22 protein-coding genes and 1 tRNA gene are annotated in these 20,013 nt (G+C 64.0%); 5 read left to right on the top strand and 18 right to left on the bottom strand.

The window, feature by feature from the left end; all coding sequences use genetic code 11:
* Nucleotides 1-108 precede the first annotated feature (108 nt).
* Entirely contained in the window at nucleotides 109-420 is a 312-nt protein-coding gene (locus tag RTP54_RS19805) for a (2Fe-2S)-binding protein (protein WP_112806739.1), read from the top strand.
* Nucleotides 386-877, top strand: a complete 492-nt coding sequence (gene bfr, locus RTP54_RS19800; RefSeq protein WP_112806492.1) for a bacterioferritin — start codon at nucleotides 386-388, stop codon at nucleotides 875-877. Before RTP54_RS19805 ends, bfr begins: the two co-directional genes overlap by 35 nt.
* Before the next feature lie 642 nt (nucleotides 878-1,519).
* On the opposite strand, the gene RTP54_RS19795 is transcribed toward bfr, so the two are convergent.
* From RTP54_RS19795 to obgE, 10 genes are all read right to left on the bottom strand, one after another.
* Nucleotides 1,520-2,047, bottom strand: coding sequence for an RNA pyrophosphohydrolase (locus RTP54_RS19795; RefSeq protein WP_112806490.1), 528 nt, complete (start codon nucleotides 2,045-2,047; stop codon nucleotides 1,520-1,522).
* A 268-nt stretch (nucleotides 2,048-2,315) separates the two neighbouring features.
* Nucleotides 2,316-3,536, bottom strand: a complete 1,221-nt coding sequence (locus RTP54_RS19790; protein ID WP_312365321.1) for a divergent polysaccharide deacetylase family protein — start codon at nucleotides 3,534-3,536, stop codon at nucleotides 2,316-2,318.
* A 136-nt stretch (nucleotides 3,537-3,672) separates the two neighbouring features.
* A complete protein-coding gene (locus RTP54_RS19785) occupies nucleotides 3,673-4,995 on the bottom strand; it encodes a S41 family peptidase (RefSeq protein ID WP_112806486.1) in 1,323 nt (440 codons plus the stop codon).
* Nucleotides 4,985-6,400, bottom strand: a complete 1,416-nt coding sequence (locus RTP54_RS19780; protein WP_409517173.1) for a murein hydrolase activator EnvC family protein — start codon at nucleotides 6,398-6,400, stop codon at nucleotides 4,985-4,987. Before RTP54_RS19780 ends, RTP54_RS19785 begins: the two co-directional genes overlap by 11 nt.
* 224 nt (nucleotides 6,401-6,624) lie before the next feature.
* Entirely contained in the window at nucleotides 6,625-7,107 is a 483-nt protein-coding gene (gene rlmH, locus RTP54_RS19775; protein WP_112806482.1) for a 23S rRNA (pseudouridine(1915)-N(3))-methyltransferase RlmH, read from the bottom strand.
* Between the two features lie 262 nt (nucleotides 7,108-7,369).
* Nucleotides 7,370-7,861: a ribosome silencing factor gene (rsfS, locus tag RTP54_RS19770; protein ID WP_112806480.1), complete on the bottom strand. Its 492-nt coding sequence runs from the start codon at nucleotides 7,859-7,861 to the stop codon at nucleotides 7,370-7,372.
* A 44-nt stretch (nucleotides 7,862-7,905) separates the two neighbouring features.
* Nucleotides 7,906-8,514, bottom strand: a complete 609-nt coding sequence (locus tag RTP54_RS19765; protein ID WP_112806735.1) for a nicotinate-nucleotide adenylyltransferase — start codon at nucleotides 8,512-8,514, stop codon at nucleotides 7,906-7,908.
* A gap of 16 nt (nucleotides 8,515-8,530) precedes the next feature.
* Nucleotides 8,531-9,814, bottom strand: coding sequence for a glutamate-5-semialdehyde dehydrogenase (locus RTP54_RS19760; protein WP_312365313.1), 1,284 nt, complete (start codon nucleotides 9,812-9,814; stop codon nucleotides 8,531-8,533).
* Complete coding sequence (gene proB / locus RTP54_RS19755) at nucleotides 9,807-10,976, bottom strand: glutamate 5-kinase (RefSeq protein ID WP_112806478.1); 1,170 nt, start codon at nucleotides 10,974-10,976, stop codon at nucleotides 9,807-9,809. The genes RTP54_RS19760 and proB overlap by 8 nt, the downstream gene beginning before the upstream one ends.
* Nucleotide 10,977: 1 nt before the next feature.
* Nucleotides 10,978-11,988 (bottom strand): GTPase ObgE, encoded by a 1,011-nt coding sequence (gene obgE, locus RTP54_RS19750; RefSeq protein ID WP_112806476.1) that lies wholly within the window; start codon nucleotides 11,986-11,988, stop codon nucleotides 10,978-10,980.
* An 85-nt stretch (nucleotides 11,989-12,073) separates the two neighbouring features.
* Here obgE and RTP54_RS19745 point away from each other — a divergent pair, with 85 nt between their 5' ends.
* Nucleotides 12,074-12,934, top strand: coding sequence for an endonuclease/exonuclease/phosphatase family protein (locus RTP54_RS19745; protein ID WP_312365308.1), 861 nt, complete (start codon nucleotides 12,074-12,076; stop codon nucleotides 12,932-12,934).
* Between the two features lie 82 nt (nucleotides 12,935-13,016).
* On the opposite strand, the gene RTP54_RS19740 is transcribed toward RTP54_RS19745, so the two are convergent.
* The 4 genes from RTP54_RS19740 to rplU all read right to left on the bottom strand — a co-directional run bounded on the left by RTP54_RS19740 (nucleotide 13,017) and on the right by rplU (nucleotide 15,035).
* Nucleotides 13,017-13,601 carry a GNAT family N-acetyltransferase gene (locus RTP54_RS19740; RefSeq protein WP_312365306.1) on the bottom strand — a complete coding sequence of 195 codons (585 nt, stop codon included), beginning with the start codon at nucleotides 13,599-13,601 and terminating at the stop codon, nucleotides 13,017-13,019.
* Nucleotides 13,598-14,230 (bottom strand): GNAT family N-acetyltransferase, encoded by a 633-nt coding sequence (locus RTP54_RS19735; protein ID WP_025425120.1) that lies wholly within the window; start codon nucleotides 14,228-14,230, stop codon nucleotides 13,598-13,600. The genes RTP54_RS19740 and RTP54_RS19735 overlap by 4 nt, the downstream gene beginning before the upstream one ends.
* A gap of 130 nt (nucleotides 14,231-14,360) precedes the next feature.
* Entirely contained in the window at nucleotides 14,361-14,630 is a 270-nt protein-coding gene (rpmA, locus tag RTP54_RS19730) for a 50S ribosomal protein L27 (protein WP_025425119.1), read from the bottom strand.
* Between the two features lie 33 nt (nucleotides 14,631-14,663).
* Nucleotides 14,664-15,035, bottom strand: coding sequence for a 50S ribosomal protein L21 (gene rplU / locus RTP54_RS19725; protein WP_025425118.1), 372 nt, complete (start codon nucleotides 15,033-15,035; stop codon nucleotides 14,664-14,666).
* Nucleotides 15,036-15,341: 306 nt separating this feature from the next.
* Between rplU and RTP54_RS19720 the strand changes: the two genes are divergently transcribed.
* Nucleotides 15,342-15,431 (top strand) — tRNA-Ser (locus RTP54_RS19720).
* A gap of 183 nt (nucleotides 15,432-15,614) precedes the next feature.
* On the opposite strand, the gene RTP54_RS19715 is transcribed toward RTP54_RS19720, so the two are convergent.
* The 3 genes from RTP54_RS19715 to RTP54_RS19705 all read right to left on the bottom strand — a co-directional run bounded on the left by RTP54_RS19715 (nucleotide 15,615) and on the right by RTP54_RS19705 (nucleotide 18,182).
* The gene (locus tag RTP54_RS19715; protein ID WP_112806470.1) at nucleotides 15,615-16,112 is read right to left on the bottom strand and encodes a hypothetical protein; all 498 of its coding nucleotides are present in this window, start codon (nucleotides 16,110-16,112) and stop codon (nucleotides 15,615-15,617) included.
* Between the two features lie 88 nt (nucleotides 16,113-16,200).
* Entirely contained in the window at nucleotides 16,201-17,349 is a 1,149-nt protein-coding gene (locus RTP54_RS19710) for a DUF937 domain-containing protein (protein ID WP_312365294.1), read from the bottom strand.
* A 323-nt stretch (nucleotides 17,350-17,672) separates the two neighbouring features.
* On the bottom strand, nucleotides 17,673-18,182 hold the full coding sequence (locus RTP54_RS19705; protein ID WP_312365292.1) for a hypothetical protein: 510 nt from the start codon (nucleotides 18,180-18,182) through the stop codon (nucleotides 17,673-17,675).
* Between the two features lie 217 nt (nucleotides 18,183-18,399).
* Between RTP54_RS19705 and RTP54_RS19700 the strand changes: the two genes are divergently transcribed.
* Nucleotides 18,400-18,561 (top strand): hypothetical protein, encoded by a 162-nt coding sequence (locus RTP54_RS19700; RefSeq protein WP_312365290.1) that lies wholly within the window; start codon nucleotides 18,400-18,402, stop codon nucleotides 18,559-18,561.
* A gap of 92 nt (nucleotides 18,562-18,653) precedes the next feature.
* Here RTP54_RS19700 and RTP54_RS19695 read toward each other — a convergent pair whose 3' ends face one another.
* Complete coding sequence (locus tag RTP54_RS19695; RefSeq protein ID WP_312365288.1) at nucleotides 18,654-19,982, bottom strand: amidase; 1,329 nt, start codon at nucleotides 19,980-19,982, stop codon at nucleotides 18,654-18,656.
* Nucleotides 19,983-20,013: the final 31 nt, after the last annotated feature.

The raw sequence follows: 20,013 nt of genomic DNA, 5'->3' as shown, positions 1-20,013 counted from the left end.
GTTCTAATCCATACGCGATTTTCGCTCGCGGACATTTTTGTTGACAATAAATATCCTCTTTTGCTTTATGAGCGAATTCAGGACGTTGCGTATCACAGGCAAGACGACATGCTGGTTTGCAGCTGCAATTTCATCACGGAAAAAGAGATCGAGGATACGATTGTCGGCCTCCTCGACGAGGACTGTTGGCAGCTGATCGTGCCGGCGAAAGTCTATCACGCGATGGAAAAACGTGGCCGCTGCTGCGGTTGTTTCCCCAACGTCGTCGACATCATCATCCGCACCACCGAGCAGTATCACGGCCGTCGCGACTCGACGGATGTCGAGATATTTGATTTCATGACCCGCCTCAAACAATTCCATGAGGATAACCGGAGGGCGGATCTTGAAAGGCGACAAAAAGGTCATCGAGCAGCTTAACGAAGCGCTCTATCTCGAACTCGGTGCCGTCAACCAGTACTGGCTGCATTTCCGCCTTCTCGAAGATTGGGGCTACACGCTCCTCGCCAAGAAGGAACGTGCCGAGTCGATCGAAGAAATGCACCATGCCGACAAGCTCGTGGCGCGCATCATCTTCCTCGAAGGCCATCCGAACCTGCAGACGGTCGGGCCGCTGCGTATCGGCCAGAACGTCAAGGAAGTGCTGAAGGCCGACCTTGCCGGCGAATACGACGCCCGCACGGCCTACAAGAAATCCCGCGACATCTGTCATGAGGCCGGAGACTACGTCTCCATGAAGCTGTTCGAAGAGCTGCTGGCCGATGAGGAAGGCCATATCGACTTCCTCGAAACCCAGCTCGAGCTTCTGGAGAAGATCGGCGAAGAGAAATACGGCCAGCTCAATGCTGCGCCGGCCAACGAAGCCGAAGTCGACTGAGCATCGCACCTGTTCACGCCAAAAGGCCGTCGATCACCTCGGCGGCCTTTTCCATGTCCGGCCCCCTGATCCTTTGGTCGCCGCAGCACGTTCGCCGCACTGGTGTGCCATGGCACCAGACCTCGAGGATGCCTGCCGCAATCACGTCCTTCCCTAGCACATGCATGCGAAACCTTCGTGCGATGGCGACGCGACGTGCGGCGGTGATGGCGATCGACGAGTCGACCATCGCCACAAGCGAGAAAAGGGGATGGCGCGCTGTTTCACACGTGTGGCGGAATTTCCGCTTCAAGCGGCAACCGGTGGCCCAGGTCGTGTCTGGAAAATTGCGGATCAGTTTCCGCCAGGCAAAGACGCTCCGCCCTTCCACTCAGGTCGGAAAGGCTCTTCGGAAGGGCTCTGGGGAGCCGTTCGCGGCGGCTGGCTCGGCGAAGCCAATAGAGGCCGACAGGATGGCCCCGGCCGATGGCGCAGCCGGCTCGATCGACGCTGAGCCTCGGCAGAGCGGCTACCGTCATGATGTGCGCGGTAAACTGCCGCTTGCCTTTCAGCGCCCGTCGCCCGGGGCGATGACGAACGGCAGCCCGCCTGCCGTTTCCGTCGATCGGGCGCGAACCGCTGTGCCGTGCTCCGGCCAGCGGATCAGGCGGACAGATGCGCGAAAGCGGCGACGACCTCTTCGTAGACCTTGCGCTTGAACGGCACGATCATGCCGGGCAGGTCGCGCATCGGCTTCCAGTCCCAGGCGTCGAATTCCGGCTCATGGCCGCCCGGCGGCGGGTTGATGGCGATTTCGCTTTCGTCGCCCTCGAAGCGGAAGGCGTACCAGCGCTGCGTCTGGCCGCGAAACTTGCCCTTCAGGCCGATGCCGATCAGGTGCGCGGGCAGGTCGTAATTGATCCAGCCCGGCGCTTCGGCGAGGAGAGACACCGTGCGCATGCCCGTCTCTTCGTAGAGTTCCCGATAGGCGGCCTTCAGAGGGTCCTCGCCCTTGTCGATGCCGCCCTGAGGCATCTGCCATTGCTGCGGCGATCCGTCATATTCGGAATTGCCGACAGCAATGCGGTGGCCGGCCCAGACAAGGCCGGCACGGTTGAGTACCATCACGCCGACGCAGGGGCGATAGGGCAGGTCTTCCGCCCGCACGGGCGTGTCTTTGTGTTTGCTCATTCGCTGTCCTCTCCTCGGTCAAAGCCGACGCGCCGCCTGGTCGCAGTGGCGCGGTCCTCCAAATGTTCGAACCGTTTCGATGTCTCATCGCACCCTGGTTCCTGGTCTGCAACGGTTTCCTGCCATTCGCCATCGAAGCCGGCCCCCGGACGGGAGGAAGACGTGAGCGCAGGCCGCCCTCCTCATGCTCCGTCCGATCCGAGGAACGGGGCATGGAGCCCCCGGTTTCACCGGTCGACATCGTGATCGCCCAGGCTCTGCCCGGCGCCTATCGCTGCTGCGGATCCTTCACCAGCGCGGAAACGCCAACGATCTCGATGCCGCGCCCTTGCGCCTCGCCGACCCATTGGGCGATCGCAGCGACGCTCTCGTCGAAGGCCGATGCGACGCCGATCGCGGTGCCGTTGCGCCGGGCGATGCGTTCCAGTTCGTCGAGCTTCTTCAGGATCGCGCTGCGGCTGAGCTCGCTGTCGACGGTCATGTCGGCAAAGCCGTGGGGAACGTCGAAGGCGCCCGCGAGCTTGCCGGACAGCGATTGCGCCGAGGTGCCGTCGTCGAGGAAGAGCACGCCGCGCTTGCCGAGGTCGCGCATGATCGGCTCCAGCGCATCGGCATCGGAAAGGAAGCGCCCGCCGAGATAGTTCATGATGCCGGTATAGTTGGTGATCTGCGCCATGCTCTTGTGCAGCGCGGCCAGATTCTTCGTCGCACCGGCAGACAGCCGCAGCGCGTTCGGTCCGGGGTCGTTGTCGGGATAGTCGAACGGCTCCATCGGGATCTGCAGCAGGATCTCGTGGCCGCCGCGTCTTGCCTCCTGCATCCAGCGCTGCAGGCTGTTGCCGGCAGCGGCAAAGGCGAGCGTGACATCCGGCGGCAGGTCGCGGATGGCCTTCTGCGTGCCCGTCTGGCTGAGGCCGAGGCCTCCGACGACAAGGGAGATGCGCGTGCCGCGCGCGCCCGACCACGGGCGGGCATATTGGTCCATCGGCCGCAGCCCGTCTGCGCCGATGATCGGCAGCCGGCCCGCCTTGTCGTCTTCGAGAAGATCGTCATTCGGCAGGGCGGCCATGCGCGCGTCCTGGCCGCGGGTCGGCCCGACATTGATCAGCGCAGGCCCGCTGCCGTCGCGCTGGCGCGGCGTGAACTTGGTGACGGTGGCACCGTCATTGGTCAGGGTTTGCTCGACGTTTGCACCGGAGAAGGCGCTGCCCGGCTTCAGCGTGCCGCCACTGGTATTGGACGCCTGGCCGCTTGTCGGATTGGGTGCCTTGTCCGCCATCTGCGCGGGCTCCGCCGGCGTGGCTTCGACGGGCGTCGAGGGTTGCCTGCGCAAGCCGTCGGGCGAAATGACGTTCCAGGCGGAGAGGCCGATTGTGCAGACGGCAAAGATGCCGACGAGGGAATAGCCGATAAGACGACGGCGGTCGCGCTTTGGCGCGGGCTTTACCCGGCGGTTCTGGCCAAGGGGGGCATTGAGATCTGTTCCCAAACGGAGCCTCGGTCGACCTGAAGGAGCGTTGCCGGTGAGGGATGCGCCGTTTTTCGAGAATCATCTGATATCGACAGCACCTGCTGCCGACATAGTATAAAGGCGCCGGGTTGACCAGCCCGGCGCCTTCGAAGGCTTACTTCTTGAGTTCGGCCTGTTCCGGGCTTGCCGGGAAGGCCTTATCGGACTTCTTGCCGCGCAAGAGGTCGAGCGCGTAGTTGAGCTGCAGGTCGTCCTTGGTTTCCGGCGGCACATAGGCGACCGAGCCGGAACCTTCGTCGGTCTCGCTCTGTCCCTGGATGTGACCGCGCAGATCGGATTCGCCCTGGGCTTCCACCTTGCCGAGCAGTTCCGGCGGCAGCGGCTGTTCGACCTTGATGTCGGGCGTGATGCCCGTACCCTGGATCGATTTGCCCGACGGCGTGTAATAAAGCGCCGTCGTCAGGCGCAATGCGCCAGCTTCGCCAAGCGGAATGATCGTCTGGACAGAGCCCTTGCCGAAGGAACGCGTGCCGAGAACGGTCGCGCGCTTCAGGTCCTGCAGGGCGCCGGCAACGATTTCCGATGCGGAGGCCGAGCCGCCGTTGACGAGAACGATGACCGGCTTGCCGTCGGTCAGGTCGCCAGGGGTGGCGTTGAAGCGGCGGGTCTCGTCCGGATTGCGGCCACGGGTCGAAACGACCTCGCCACGTTCCAGGAAGGCGTCGGACACGTTGATCGCCTGGTCGAGCAGGCCGCCCGGGTTGAGGCGCAGGTCGAGCACATAGCCCTTGAGCTTGTCGGCCGGCACGTCCGCCTTGATCTTCTCGATACCCTTTTTCAGGTCGTCGTAGGTCTTCTCGGTGAACGAGATCACGCGCAGGTAACCGACATCGCCTTCGGTGCGGAACTTGACGGCGCGAACGGCGATGACGTCACGCACGATCGACAGTTCGATCGGCTTGTCGGCGCCCTTGCGCAGGATCGTCAGCTTGATCGGGGTGCCGACAGCGCCCCGCATTTTTTCAACCGCATCTTCAAGCTTCAGGCCACGCACGTCCGCGCCATCGATCTTGGAAATGAAGTCGCCGGCGAGCACGCCGGCACGGGCCGCAGGCGTGTCGTCGATCGGGCTCGTCACCTTGACGAGGTCGTCTTCCATCGTCACTTCGATGCCGAGGCCGCCGAATTCGCCGCGGGTCTGGGTACGCATGTCCTCGGCGTCGGTCGAGTTCATGTAGCTCGAATGCGGATCAAGCGAGGTGAGCATGCCGTTGATGGCATTCTCGATCAGCTTGTCATCCTGCGGAGGGGTGACGTACTGCGCGCGCACGCGCTCGAACACGTCGCCGAAAATCGCCAGTTCGCGATAAGTCGAGGTGTTGGCCGCGACGGCTGGAGCGACAGCCGAATAAACGACGCCCATAGCGGTCGCACCCATCAGCGCCCCGACCAGAACAAGTGAAGCCCTACGTATCATTTCGCGCCTTTCCAGCCTCTGCTGCGGTCCACCATGGTCGGGAATCAACCGGTTTTCCGTCTTTTCGGAATTCAATGTAAAGCGTCGGCCGGTCGGTTTCCAGCGCCAAGGCCGCAGCACTTGCGACTCTTTTTGCGCCCATCGTCGCCAGCGGCTCACCCGCCACGACAAACTGCCCGGTCTGCACGCTCACCGTCTCCATGCCAGATAGCACCACATGGTAGCCGTCACCTGGATTGAGAATGATCATCTGCCCATAACTGCGGAAATTGCCTGCATAGACGATCCAGCCATCTGACGGCGCTGTCACCAGCGCACCGGGGTTGGTTTCCAGCATGATCCCTTGCAGGGAGTGCCCCGTGCCATCGGCATCACCGAACTTTCGCAAAAGCGATCCCGCGGCCGGATAGGCAAGCTTGTTCCTCAGCTCCGAAAACACGTATGCTGGCGCAATGCGGTTTTTGTCGGGCACGGCGCTGCGGGCCAGCTCGCGCGCGGCCTCGCGCTCGGCCTCGCTCATGCGCAGGCGCTCCTGCTCCTGGGCCCGCGCGGCGGCGGCGGCGTCGCGCACCGAGGCGATGTCGTTTTCGAGCGCGCCGATCAAACCTTCGAGATTGGTCGCCTGGGAGGCGAGTTCCTGGGCTTTTCGTTGTTCGGCGGCCAGCTCGGCCGCACTTTTCTGCCGCAGCTTTTCCTTTTCGGTGACGAGCATGGACATGCGGCGCTCTTCCTCGACATTGGCCGTCATGGCCGCCGTCAGTTCCTCGCGCTGCTTGCCGATACCGGCGCGGATGTCGGCAAGCGCCTTCAGGTCGGCGACGAGATTGTCCGTTTCCTCGCGAATGCCCGGAACGACGGCCCCAAGCAGAATGGCGCTGCGAACGGAGCCGAGGGCGTCCTCCGGCGTTACCAGGATCGCCGGCGGCGGATTGCGGCCCATGCGCTGCAGCGCCGCCAGCACCTCCGCCAACACGCCGCGACGGGCGCGCAGCGAGCGGCGCACCTTGTCTTCCTTGGTACGCAAATCGCTCAGCTTCTTTTCGCCGTCGACGATCTGCTGCTCCAGATCCTGTCGCTTCCTTGCGGAATCGACGATGGCGGCGCGCAGTGCCTCATTGCTCTTGTCGATATCGGCGATGGCCGTTGCCAGCGCGTCGGCGCGCTCTTGCGACAGCGTGATGGTTTTCGACAGTGCATCCAGTTCGCTGCGCGTGCTGTCGCGGCGCAGCGTCAGGTCGGCCGCCGGATCGGGCGGTCCCTGTTGCTGGTCGGCGGCCGTGGCATCGGGCGTCGCCGGGGCATCCTGGGCGACAGCCGGAAGCGCCGCGAGAAGCCCGAGCGCCAGCAGTGCCGCGCTGCAGGCGGATCGCCATGCATCGCCACCGATCTTTTTGAAAGCGCTCATCATGCTTCGGCGTGTCATTCGTCCCATGCGTCCAGCCGGACAGTCTGCGTGGATCCGTCCGCCCACCCGATTGGGTTGTCGGCAAACGGCACGTGCGGTTTCCATGTTTCGGCGCTTGGACCGGGCAAGCCTGCCCGGCGTGTGACGCTCTGCTCAAAAAGCCTAGTCTGATTTGGGGGATGCGACCAACACATATTCTCGTTATCGCCGGCGCGCGCCGTTTCTCAGACGCGGTGATAAGGATGGCCGGACAGGATGGTCACGGCGCGATAGAGCTGTTCGGCGATCAGGATGCGCACGAGCTGGTGCGGCCAGGTCATCTTTCCGAGATTGAGCACCGCATCGGCGCGCGCATGAAGGTTCGGGTCGAGCCCGTCGGCGCCGCCGATCGCGATCATCAGGTCACGCTTGCCGCTGTCGCGGAAGCTGCCGAGCAGGGATGCGAAACCTTCGGAATCAAGCGCCTTGCCGCGTTCGTCGAGCAGCACCAGCAGGCTGCCTTCCGAAAGCGCCTTTTCAAGCTGGGCGGCTTCGTCGCGCTTGCGCGTATCGGCGTTGGACGATCGGCTTTCGTTGACTTCGACCACGCGGGAGAGTTCCAGGCCGATCGCCGGACCGGCCTTGGCAAAGCGGTCGAGGTAGCGGGCCGCAAGGTCCTTTTCCGGCCCCGCCTTGAGGCGGCCGACTGCGAAAAGTCCGATACGCATGACCCTATCCGTCTCCGCCTGCGCTGAACCGCGTTACACAGTCCCTGAAACCGGGTTCGGTTCAGGTAGAAACCGTGCAGCGCATGACGCGTGACAGCGACCTTGCGCCTCATGAAGAAGGCGGTGGCGCTGCAAGCTGCAATCAGTCGCAACAATTATCTCGGCTGTGATGCGCCAGGTCGGCGAAAACAGCCACATTCCCAACATGCATGACCGCAACCGGCTCGCGCGACGGCTCAGACGTCCTGCGAACCCGACGGTCTCAATGCAGCGTGCCGTCCTCGATTTCCGGTGTCGCCCACATCTTCTCGATGTTGTAGAACTCCCGGATTTCCGGCCTGAAGATGTGAATGATCACATCGCCGGTATCGATCAGCACCCAGTCGCCTGTTTCCAGACCTTCGACGCGGGCGTTGCCGAAGCCCTCGTCCTTCAGATCCGTCGTCAGGTGGTCGGCAATCGCCGCGACATGCCTGCTCGATCGCCCGGAGACAACGACCATGAAGTCTCCCAGCGCCGACTTGCCGGCAATGTTGATGGTGACGATATCTTCTGCCTTCGAGTCCTCTAGGCTTTCGAGGACCAGTTGAAGCGCACGGACAGCGGCTTCGTCGCTAGATCCCGTGCTGCGTGGGATTGCGGAGGCCGCATATCCCTTGGCGTGTGCTGTTGTCAGGGTTTTTCCTTTCCAAGTGAACAGAACAGGCACTTTCGATTCGACTGTTTCGCTCGAACCGTCAGTAAATGTAGGCATCAAACCACAGCGGTTTCAAGACATGAGAAATGAATCATGTGATTTCACGCTGTGGCGGCAGACCGCAGAGCCGTCGAACTCATCGATGAGCGTGGCCCGTGGATGAAGGTCCAGGCGGGTGCCTGGTGAAAAGCAAGGCGTCGGGCGTCGTCCTCGTCGATGCGGGCATAGTCGAACGTCTTTGCCATGCGCGAGGAGAGATAGGCAAGCGTCGAGCCCGGCCGGTCGATGACGGCGATCGGAAAGGTGCGGGCGATCGTCTGCCAGTTCTGCCAGCGGTGAAAGCTTTTCAGATTGTCGGCGCCCATGATCCAGACGAAGCGGATGTCGCGGTTGCGCGCCTTCACCATCGCCAGCGTTCGGGCGGTGTAGCTCTGCCCCAGAGCCTTTTCGAAGGCAGTCACCTTGATGCGCGGGTCGGGAGCGATCTTTTCGCTGAGCGCGATGCGGTCTGAAAGCGGCGCCAGATTGTCGTGGTTCTTGAGTGGGTTTCCCGGCGTGACCATCCACCAGAGCTGGTTAAGGCCGAGGCGTTGTATCGCCGTTTCGGCAACCAGCACATGTCCCTCGTGCGGCGGGTTGAACGAGCCGCCGAACAGGCCGACCACCATGCCGCTCTCGACATGGGGCATGCGCAGGTAGCGGCCGTTCACGTCCGAAGATGTCACGTCAGGGCCTGACCTGTCCGGCGCCGCGCACGCGATACTTGAACGATGTCAGCTGTTCGACGCCGACAGGACCGCGGGCGTGCATCTTGCCGGTGGCAATGCCGATCTCGCCGCCCATGCCGAATTCGCCGCCATCGGCAAACTGGGTGGAGGCGTTGTGCAGCAGGATGGCGGAATCGATTTCTGCGAAGAAACGCTCCACCACACTGGCATCCTCGGCGATCACCGCCTCGGTGTGCGCCGACGACCAGGTGTTGATGTGCTCGATCGCACCGGAAATACCATCCACCAGCCGGACCGAGATGATCGCGTCGAGATATTCCGTCGACCAGTCCGCCTCGGTCGCGGGCTTGAGCCCGTCGATGCTGCCGGCCAGTTCCCTGGACACCCGCACCTCGCAGCCGGCCGAAAGCAGCGCCTGAAGCAGCGGCTTTGCCAGCCTGTCGGCGTCCTTGCTGTCGATCAGCAGCGTCTCGGCCGCACCGCAGATGCCGGTACGGCGCATCTTGGCGTTGACGACGATCCGTTCCGCCATGGCGAGATCGGCAGACGCGTCGACATAGATGTGGCACAGGCCCTCGAGATGGGCGAAGACCGGCACGCGCGCCTCGTTCTGGACGCGGGCGACCAGGCTTTTTCCGCCGCGCGGCACAATGACGTCGATGGTGCCGCCAAGGCCGGTGAGCATGGCGCCGACGGCGGCGCGATCGGCGACCGGCACCATCTGGATCGCATGTTCGGGCAGGCCGGCGGCTTTCAGGCCCTCGACGAGGCAGGCATGGATGGCGCGCGATGAGTGGAAGCTGTCGGAGCCGCCACGCAGGATGACGGCGTTGCCGGCCTTCAGGCACAAGGCGCCTGCATCCGCCGTCACGTTCGGGCGGCTTTCATAGATGACGCCGATGACGCCGAGCGGCGTGCGGACGCGCTCGATGTGCAGGCCGTTCGGACGGTCCCATTCGGCGATGGTGTCGCCGACCGGATCTTTCAGTTCGGCGATGGCGCGGATGCCGTTCGCCATATCGCGGATGCGGTCTTCCGAAAGCGTCAGCCGATCGATGAAAGAGGCGGCGACGCCGGACTGGCGGGCGTTTTCGAGGTCGATTGCGTTGGCGGCGAGGATTGCGTCGCGCCGATTGACGATGATCTCAGCCATGGCAACCAGGGCCGCGTGCTTGCGCTCGGCGGTGGCGACGGCAAGCGGTCGGCTGGCGGCCTTCGCCTGTCGGCCGATCTCCAGCATGACGTTCTCGACGCTATCCGTCTTCCTGACTTCATCAAGCATGAACTTCATCCCTCCGGCCGTCCTTCTCGTCGGCACGCTTGCCGGTCATCACCAGATCGTCGCGGTGCACCATGGCGGCGCGGCCGGCATAGCCGAGGATGGCAGCGATCTCGGCGGATTTCTTGCCGGCGATCTGACGGGCCTCGTCGGCATCGTAGCCGGCAAGTCCGCGGGCGATCTCGCGGCCCGATGTCCCGGTAATGGCAATTGTGTCGCCACGGCTGAACGTGCCCTTCACGTCGCGCACGCCGGCAGGCAGCAGGCTCTTGCCGGATCGCAGCGCCTCTTCGGCGCCGGCGTCGATCGCAAGCGTGCCGGCTGGCAGCAACTGCCCGGCAATCCAGGTTTTTCGCGCGGTTACTGGCGAGCCCGATGGGGCGAACCAGGACGAACGCGCACCGTCCTCGATGGCGGCCAGCGGGTGATCGGGCTTGCCCGAGGCGATGATCATGGCGCAGCCGGCAGTGGTGGCGATCTTGCCGGCATCGATCTTGGTGCGCATGCCGCCGCGCGACAGCTCGGACGCCGCACCACCCGCCATCGCCTCGATTTCGGGCGTGATCTCGGCGATCGTGTCGAGGAAGCGGGCATCGGGGTCGAGATGCGGCGGGGCGGTATAGAGCCCGTCGATGTCGGACAAAAGCACCAGCAGGTCGGCACCGACCATGGTGGCGACGCGCGCGGCCAGCCGGTCGTTGTCGCCGTAGCGGATCTCGGTGGTGGCGACCGTGTCGTTCTCGTTGATGATCGGCACGGCGCCGAGCTTCAGCAGCTGGTTGATGGTGGCGCGGGCGTTGAGGTAGCGGCGGCGCTCCTCGGTGTCGCCGAGCGTCAGCAGCACCTGGCCGGCAACGATGGCGTCAGCCGATAGGCTCTCCGACCAGGCGCGGGCAAGCGCGATCTGGCCGACGGCGGCTGAGGCCTGGCTCTCTTCGAGCTTCAATGCGCCCGCCGGCAGCTTCAGCACCGTGCGGCCAAGGGCGATTGCGCCGGAGGAGACGACGAGAACGTCGACACCCTTGGCCCTCAACGCGGCGATGTCGGCGCACATGGCGTCGAGCCAGGCTTTTTTCAGCCCGGTCGCGCGGTCGACCAACAGGGCCGACCCTATCTTGATGACGACCCTGCGATACTTTTGAAGCGGCTTGCGGGTCTTCGTCATGTCAGGCGGTCTCTTCTCCGGACTTGGCCGCGACAATGACGGTGCGCAGTGCCCGCAGTGCCTCGGTCATGCCCTTGCTGGTGGCGGCCGAAAGCAGAAGGGGCTGCCCGCCGCAGGCCTTCGCCAGCGCCTTTGCCTTCACCTTCAACTCGTCCTCGTCGAGCACGTCGATCTGCGACAGGGCGACGATCTCGGGCTTGTCCTCAAGCCCGCCGCCATAGGCTTCGAGCTCGTGTTTCACGGTCTTGTAGGCCTTGGCGACATCCTCTTCCTGGGCGGAGACGAGGTGGAGCAGCACGCGGGTGCGCTCGACGTGGCCGAGGAAACGGTCCCCGATACCAACACCTTCATGCGCGCCTTCGATCAGGCCGGGAATGTCGGCGATGATGAACTCGTTACCGTCGATGGTGGCGACGCCGAGGTTCGGATGCAGTGTGGTGAAGGGATAGTTGGCGATCTTCGGCCGTGCCCGGGTGCAGGCGGCAAGGAAGGTCGACTTGCCGGCATTGGGCAGGCCGACGAGGCCGGCGTCGGCAATCAGCTTCAGCCGCAGCCAGACGGTCTTTTCTTCGCCTTCGAGGCCGGGATTGGCCCAGCTCGGCGCCTGGTTGGTGGCCGACTTGAAGTGCGCATTGCCGAAGCCGCCGTTGCCGCCGGCAGCAAGCCGGTAGCGCTGGCCTTCTGCGACCATGTCGACGATCAGCGTCTCGCTGTCTTCCTCGAAGATCTGCGTTCCGACCGGAACCTTCAGCGTCACGTCGGCGCCGCCGGCGCCTGTGCGGTTGCGGCCCATGCCGTGCGTGCCGGTCTTGGCCTTGAAATGCTGCTGGTAGCGGAAGTCGATCAGGGTGTTGAGGCCGTTGACGGCCTCGACCCAGACGTCGCCGCCGCGGCCGCCGTCGCCACCGTCAGGACCACCGAATTCGATGAATTTTTCGCGACGGAACGACACGGCGCCTGCACCGCCGTCGCCGGAGCGTATGTAGACTTTCGTTTCGTCGAGAAATTTCATGGGTCTGCCATCTGTTTTGTGTATTTGCGCGGTCGTATTTTGCCGCCATCGATATAGGCGGTTCATCAAGAGGTCAAAGAATATCGTGCGTTTTGCCAGCTACAACATCCAATACGGCATAGGTCTCGACGGCCGGTTCGACCCCGAGCGCATCGCTGCGTCGCTCGAGGGCGCCGACATCATCGCGCTGCAGGAAGTGACGCGCGGTTTTCACCGCAACGGCCACGTCGATCTGGTCGCCCGTTTCGAGGCGCTTTTCCCCGGCCACTTCACGGCCTTTCACGCCCCTTGCGACATCGATATCGGATCGGCGGTCGAGGACGGCCGCGCCGTCAGTCGGCGCTTCCAGTTCGGCAACATGATCCTGTCGCGCTGGCCGATCCTGTCGACGCGGCTGATCGCGCTGCCACGCACCCGTACCGTCAGCCCGATGAACCTGCAGCGCGGCGCCACCGAAGCGCTGATCGCCACGCCGGGCGGTCCCTTGCGCGTCTATTCCGTGCATCTCGACCATGTCCTTCCCGCCGAACGCATCGCCCAGATCCGCTTCCTCAAGGAGCGGATGCTCGGCTATCCCCTCGAGGGCGGCGGCATCACCGGCGCTGCCGATTTCGGCTATGCCGAGCCGCCGCATCCTGCTGATTTCGTCGTCATGGGCGACTTCAACATGCAACCGGAAACGCCGGAATATTGCGCGATGGTCGGTTCCCGCGATGCCTATTACGGGCGCTCGCTCCGGCTCGAAAACCCGGTCGACACGCTTGCCCATCTCGGCCGGCTGACGCCGGAAAGCTACAGCTGGGTTCATCCCGAGGATCACGATCGGCGCATGCATCTCGACTATAGCTTCATCAGCGCAGGCCTGGTGCCGCGGCTGAAGGATGCCTGGACCGATTATGCCGCGACCGGCTCCGACCATCTGCCGATCGGCTTCGAGCTTGACTGACGGTCGTCCCCCCGCGACGGCATGCCTCGCGGGGGAATGTTCTTGATCAGGTCGCGCGTGATCGCTTCACGCGCGACTTGTTTCAATGCGGCCGGCGCAGATCGGCCGCGGTCATCCGCGTTTCGATATGCGCCACCATCGCATTGCGCGCGAGCGCATAGACTTGGGCGCAGCCCGTGATCTGGAAGCCGAGCTTTTCCTGCACCTTCAGCGACCCCGGATTGTCGGCGAAGACGCCGGAATGCAGGGTTGTCTCCGGCATGCGCCGGAAGAAGCGCTCGATCGCCGCATAGGCCGCCTCGCTCGCCAGGCCCTTGCCCCAGTAGAACCGGTTCAGCCAGTAGCCGACATGCCATTGGCCGTGCATCAGCTCGATGCCGATGCAGCCGATGTGCACGTCGTCGCCGGTGGTGATCGCCAGCGTCCAGTCGGGGGTGAGCCCGGAGGTCTGGCGTGTCAGCCAATCGAACGCGTCCTGCTGATCGTAGGGTGCCGGCACGCGCGCGAGCATGCGCGCCACCTGGAAATCGGCCAGGGACTGGGCGATCGCCTCGGCATCATCCAGCCGGTGTGGTCTGAGCACCAGGCGCCCGGTCTCGATGACAGGGCAGGGGCCGGGACCGAGGCGAGCGACGGTGTGAGACCGATCGGAAGTCAGCGCGTTCATCGCATGCCTCCCCAGCTTCTGAGCGAAACCCAGGTCTTGCGATCGAGCCGGTACCATTCGACCGAGATCGATCCGCCGAGTGCCAGGCTGCCGACCATGCCGCTGCCCTGGAACTGGAAGCCGCACTTCTGGATGACCCGGCGCGATGCCAGGTTCATGACCCTGCAGCGCGCGTCGATCTGGTCGATGTCGCGGGTGCGGAAGGCCATGTCGGTCAGCGCCTGGGCTGCCTCCGTGGCATAGCCCTGGTTCCAGTAGGGTTCGCCCAGCCAGTAGCCGAGTTCAGCCGTCTTGCCATCGGGATGCGGCTCGATACCGCAGCAACCGAGAAATGCGCCATTATCCGCTTTGGTAATTGCGTAGACGCACTTGCCAATCGTGCCGGCTTTCGCGCGTCGCACGAAATCGGCGGCGTCGGCCGTCGTATACGGGTGCGGCATGCGCGAGACCATGGTCGCGACATTGGCGTTGTTGGCAAGATGGGCAAGGGCGTCGATATCGTCTTCATGGGGCGCGCGCAGAACGAGCCGGGGTGACAACAATATCGGGCAATCGGTCCTTGACCTCTGGGGCCTCAGCCTTTGTTCGGGAGACCGTGATTGGTCTTCCCTCAACAGTTCGGTTTGCATGGTTCGTCCTCCAGAACGAGAAAAAGGGGAGTTGGGTATTGCCCCATCTCCCCTTTTCAGGTCTGGCTTGGAACCATCAGGTGCGCCAGCCGGGTCGATGAGACGCCGGCTGTTTTAGAGCGCTACCGGCTTATTCCGCTGCTTCCGCTTTCGGCATTACAGACACGTACACGCGGCCATTGGCCTTCGTACGGAAGTCCACGTTACCCGCCGTAAGCGCAAAAATGGTGTGGTCCTTGCCGAGGCCGACATTGGCGCCCGGATGCCACTTGGTGCCGCGCTGACGCAGAATGATGTTGCCGGCGATGACCTTCTCGCCGCCGAACTTCTTCACGCCAAGGCGCTTGGACTCAGAATCGCGACCGTTGCGCGACGAACCGCCAGCTTTTTTGTGTGCCATTGGTGTTCTCCTTTAAACCTTCGATCCCAAAACTCAGTTTGCAGCTTCAGCGGCGGCTTCAGACTTCTTGGAAGCCTTCTTTGCCTTGCCACCGGCAGCAGCGATGTCCAGGATGCGGACGGTCGTCTGGTGCTGGCGGTGACCGCGCGAGCGCTTGGAGTTCTGGCGGCGACGCTTCTTGAAGGCGATGACCTTCTTGGCGCGGCCCTGTTCAACGACTTCGGCGCTGACGACAGCACCTTCGACAAACGGAGCGCCGATGGTTGCATCGGCGCCGACGCCGACCATCAGGATCTCGGTGAATTCAATCTTGTCGCCTGCTACGCCTTCCAGCTTTTCGATGGTTACGACGTCGTTGGCTGCCACGCGGTACTGCTTACCGCCGGTCTTGATGACTGCGAACATTCTTTATCCTTTCATGTTCGGGCCGGCTCTTTACCCTTGAGGGGGCAAGGCCGTCTTTTTGTCAGTCGACATTTTGAGCAGAATTTCGGGATCATTCCCGAGGTCCTGCCGGTGAATGGGCGCAAATCACACCCGCTGCGGTGAGGGCAAGCCACACCACTTCCATTGCGCGAATTAAGGGAAACCCTGCCCTCTGTCAAGAAGAAGGCACTCGCCACATTGGATAATCTTCATCGAGGTACTTGCCAGCACCCGAATCTGCCGCTATGAACCCGACCGCGCCGAACAAGCGCCGACCGACTATGCGGAGAGGTGGCAGAGTGGTCGAATGCACCGCACTCGAAATGCGGCATACCTGCAAGGGTATCGTGGGTTCAAATCCCACCCTCTCCGCCATCGGGACTTTGATCCTGCCTTAGCCCACATCTCTTCCGGCTCGCCAGAGTGATCTCAGGCGACGGTGGGCTGTTGCCCGCAACGAGGCGGAAGGGCGTTTCCGATCCGGCCGGACGCACGCCCCACCTTCCTTTTTCGCACTTTCCCTCACGAGATGCGTCTTGGCGCTTTCCTGCACATGCGTCAGGCAACCTTCAACGCCGTCGATATTTCCGACAGAGTTGCCTTTTCCGCGTCGCTCACCGCCACGCCGCCAAAGCCGAGGAACCCGCCTTCCTTGGCGGCTTCGGCGACGCGCTGGCTGATCTGGTAGAGCCATGCGGTAAAGGCGGCGGCGTCGCCGGGGGCTTTCGCCTCGACGGTCGTGCGGGCCTGCTGCAGCGTCTCGATGCACCGGGCCTTCATGTCTTCGGGCTTGGCGCCCTTCAGCTTTGTCTGCAGGCCGTCGCGAGCGGTGGTCCGTCCTTGCGACGTTTCGAAGTCGGCGACGAGCGCCTTGACCAGCGGGTTCGCGGCTGCGTCCGTCTTTGCCTGCAGAAGCGCGCTGCTGTTGGCAAGGCCCTCCTTCAGCATGCCCCACAGGCCGCTCGGCTCCGCCGCGGTCACGGCTATGCCCGCCATCATCACGCTCTCCAGAAGCAGCGTCCATTCGTCCGGGGTGAATGTCGATTTGTCAGCCATGGCCGACCCTCCTTCGCTCGGTTTCCGTGTTCAGGACGGGCGTCGCCGCTGCGCGCGGCGCGCCCGTTGCGGTCGATATCGCAACAATTCAGGCCGAGAGGGCCGCAAGCTTCGCCTTCAGCCCGTCGATCGTCGGCTTGAGGACGTCCGAAACGCCGGGAATGGCGAGCACCTTGTCGAACAGGCCGTTGAGCGTCGACATCATCGGGGTGATCAGCGCCGCAAGCGCCGCCTTCTGGCCGGCCGAGAGCTGTCCTGCCACGCCGGTGACCTTGTCGAGCCCGGTCGAGACTTCCTCGAGCTTCGGCACGGCCGCGGTGGCGGAAGCGGCGTCGGTAACGCCTGTCAGCGTCGTCTGGAGGCTTGCCATGGCGTCCCGCACCTGCTGGCCGACATCGATGCCGCCCACTGTGAGGCTTTCTGCCGGCGTACTGGCCTGCGGCGTGACCTGCTCGGGCGTGCCGGCCTGGGGCGTAACCGGCTCACCCGGTCGACCGAAGAGGTAGAACAGCAACCCTGCAAGCACGAGGGCTGCGATTACCCAATAGAGCCAGTTGCGTGACGAACTTGGAACCGCAGCCGCGGCCGCGCGCTGGCTCGCCGCACTTGCTGCCGAAGCCGAGGCCGCGGCGCTGCGGGCAGCCTGGTTGGCCGCCTGGGTCGCGGAGTTGGCAGCGGACTGCGCCGAAGCGCCGAGCGAACCGAGCAGGCCGGTGCCTCCGAGCATTTCCCGGACACCTGGCGGCAATGCGGCGGCGATGTTGTCCTTCTGGCTGGCAAGCAATCCGGCGATGCCGTTGGCGCTCAGGTCTCCGCCGCTCTGCCGGGCGAGGCCGCCCATGACGAGAGGAGCAAGCGTTGCAAGTAGCGAGCCGCTCGCCCGCTGATCGATGCCGGACGCACCGCCCACGGCATTTGCCAGCGCGCTGCCGTTGCTGGCGCCAAACAGCGAGGAAATGATCTGCGAACCGCTCTGGGCAAGCGACGTCTGGTCGCCGCCCGACAGCATGCCTATGAGATTGTCGAGCGAGCCGCCCTGCTGCCTGGCGGTATCGGCGATCTTCTGCGCGCCGTCCGGCTGGGCGGCGACGCCGGTCAGTCCAGCCAGCAACGCAGGCACGGCAGCGGCGACGGCGCCCTGTACCTTGCTGCTGTCGAGGCCCAGCATCGAGGCGATGCGTGCGATCATGTCAGGGGTAAGCATCTGCGCAATGTAGGAAACAAGATTGCTGGCCATTGGCTTTTCCTCCACGTTGATGTCGCCGAAAAACGACTCTGCTCATCGAGCGGGGGCTCGAAGGCGCGGCACTTGGCTGGAAGCAATTCGCGTTTATCTGATTATCGACTGCGAGATTTGTTCGCCAGAAACCCACTGCGCCATACGCCCTTTCGGACGCGCCGAGGTCGCTGAACCATCTGAATTTCTGCATGACGGCGCAATATTAGCACCTGTGGATGTATCGCGCCAGTTCTTGGCAACCTCCGAAACGAGGCCCGGGACATGGACGGCCGCAGCTTTCCGGCAGGGCAACGAATGCCCGCACCGCCGCGCCGCCGCCGTCAGTCTTCGTGCGCGCGCAGCCACATCTCCAGTCCGGCAATCACCGCAAGCCTCAGGCTCGCGTTCTTGGCCAGCGCCCGCGCAAGAGCCTGGCCGTCGGACAGGAAACCCATCTCGGCCATGACATCATCAGGCTTCAGCCGGCGCTTCGCCATGATCGCCCTGATCCGCGTGATGGTGGAGGGAAGCAGATAACGGCCGCTGGCGATGGGGGCACCGGCTGGCGGCAGGGGGGCGGCAGCCGCGACGGTTGATGCCGCAGAAACGGCGGGCAGCGCGCCCGATATCGTCAGCCAGGTCAGAAATCCCTCGCGCTCGCCGGCGGTTGCCTTTGCCCAGGAATTCTTCAGTTTCTCGAGCCGGGTGCGCTGCGCCTTCAGGCCGGCCATGACAAGGGCCTTGCGCAGCGATGGGATCCTGCCCGCCAGCACGTCGCCGTAAAGTTCGGGAAACTCTGCCTTCAATCGCTGCTCGTCATGGGCGTTGTCGCGTTTCGGTTTCTTCGACATTTTCAGTTCCGGCGTTCATCTCCCGCGTCCTCCTAGAGCATCCGGCTCGCAAGTGAAATCACCCGATGCGGATAAGATGCGCGACAAGCGTCCTGTTGGCGTGGCGCACGGGCAAGAGGGCGCGGATGCCGCCGTGTCATCCAGCCTTGCGCAAGTCGGTCTTCATATCATCGCACCAAGAGCCGGGGATGTGACACGGCGAACAAAGGACGATGATATGTCAAACGATGTCGAGCACTATACCGATCCGCAGGATGCGACCGTTGCCCTGTTCCTCAGCAACAATGACGGCGAAGAGTTGACCAACGTGCTGGTCGCAGCCCTCGAGGATGCGTTCCGCATCCTTCGTGACGAGGTTTCCGGCGAAACGATGCACTGAGCCGAAGCGCGTCGTCGCGCCCAAGCGCTGCGGCTTTCCGACGGCATTTCATGCGGGGACCGGGTCGGCTTCGACCCCTCCAACCTTTGCGCTCAGGCTCCGTGCTCGCCGCTTGGCTTGTCGCGCAAGACCGCTTCGACCGTGGCCGCGATCGCCAGCAGCGTCCTGTCCGTTCCGTTCCTGCCCATCAACATCAGGCCAGCTGGCCGGGTCACGCCCGGCATCGGCAGGGTTATGGCGGTGAGGTCGAACTGGTTTGCGACCTGGCAATTGCGCAGGAGCAGGCCCTCGACGCGGTCATATTCCGCTTCGTCCGCCTCCACGGAGGCGATCGACACCGCGGCGATCGGCGTCGTCGGCAGGACGATGAGGTCGTAGGCCGACAGTCTTTCATCCATTGCCTGCGCGAGATCCGCTCTTGTCACAAGCAGCGCGTCGAGTGCGGCCTGCGGCGTCAGCAAGCGCCGCCGGAGCGTCGACGTGACCCTGACATCGACCGGCGCGTCCCGGTCTGGCAGCCACTCGGCATGCAGCCTGCTTGCCTCAAGTCCGGCGATCGAGCCGATCGCGGTTGCCCTGCGCAAGCGATCGATGAGATCGTCGATGCGGCAATCGACAAGCACGGCGCCGGCGGCCGCGAGGCGCTCAAGACTGGCTGCAAACGCGTCTGCGACCGCGGTCGAGAGACCGGCCAGAAGCTGGCCGCGCGGCAGGCCGATGCGCAGGCCCGTCAACGGTCGGGGGACAAGCGCGCTCGCCGGCTCCCCGGCCATGACGGCATCGGCCGCGGCGCAATCCTCGACGGTGTGGCCGAGCGGACCGATCGAATCAAGGCTCGGCGCAAGCGGAAAGGCGCCATCGAGCGGCACGCGGCTTGCGGTCGGCTTGAAGCCGACAAGACCGTTGAGTGCCGCCGGGATGCGCACGGAGCCGCCGGTGTCGGAGCCGATGGCGATGTCGCAGGTGCCTTCGGCGGCCGCAACCGCAGCGCCCGACGACGAGCCGCCGGGGATCAGGCTTTCATCGGTCGCGTTGCCGGGAACAGGGTAATGCGGATTGAGACCGACCGCGGTGAAGGCGAATTCGGTCATGTGGGTCTTGCCGACGATCACGGCGCCGGCAGCGCGCAAGCGCTCGACGATGACGGCATCCCTTTGCGGCGCTGGCGCCGTGCGCTTGATGATCGAGCCGGCGAGCGTTGGTTCACCGATGATGTCGAAGAGGTCCTTGATCGACACGATCCTGCCGTCGAGCGGCCCGAGCGTGGTGCCTTTCTGCCGGCGGCGATCGGAAGCATCGGCCTCGGCGCGGGCGCTTTGCGCATAGAGAGTGACATAGGCCTTTTCGCTGTCCCGACGGGCATCGAGCCTTGCCAGGATCCGTTCGAGATGGTCGCGTGCGGGAGTGGTCGATTGGGACACGATGAGGAACCTGCCGGTATCTGCGGTCGCC

The sequence above is a fragment of the Ensifer sp. genome, from assembly GCF_031989085.1.
Lineage (GTDB): Bacteria > Pseudomonadota > Alphaproteobacteria > Rhizobiales > Rhizobiaceae > Ensifer.
This window is presented reverse-complemented; position numbering and strand designations above follow the sequence as displayed.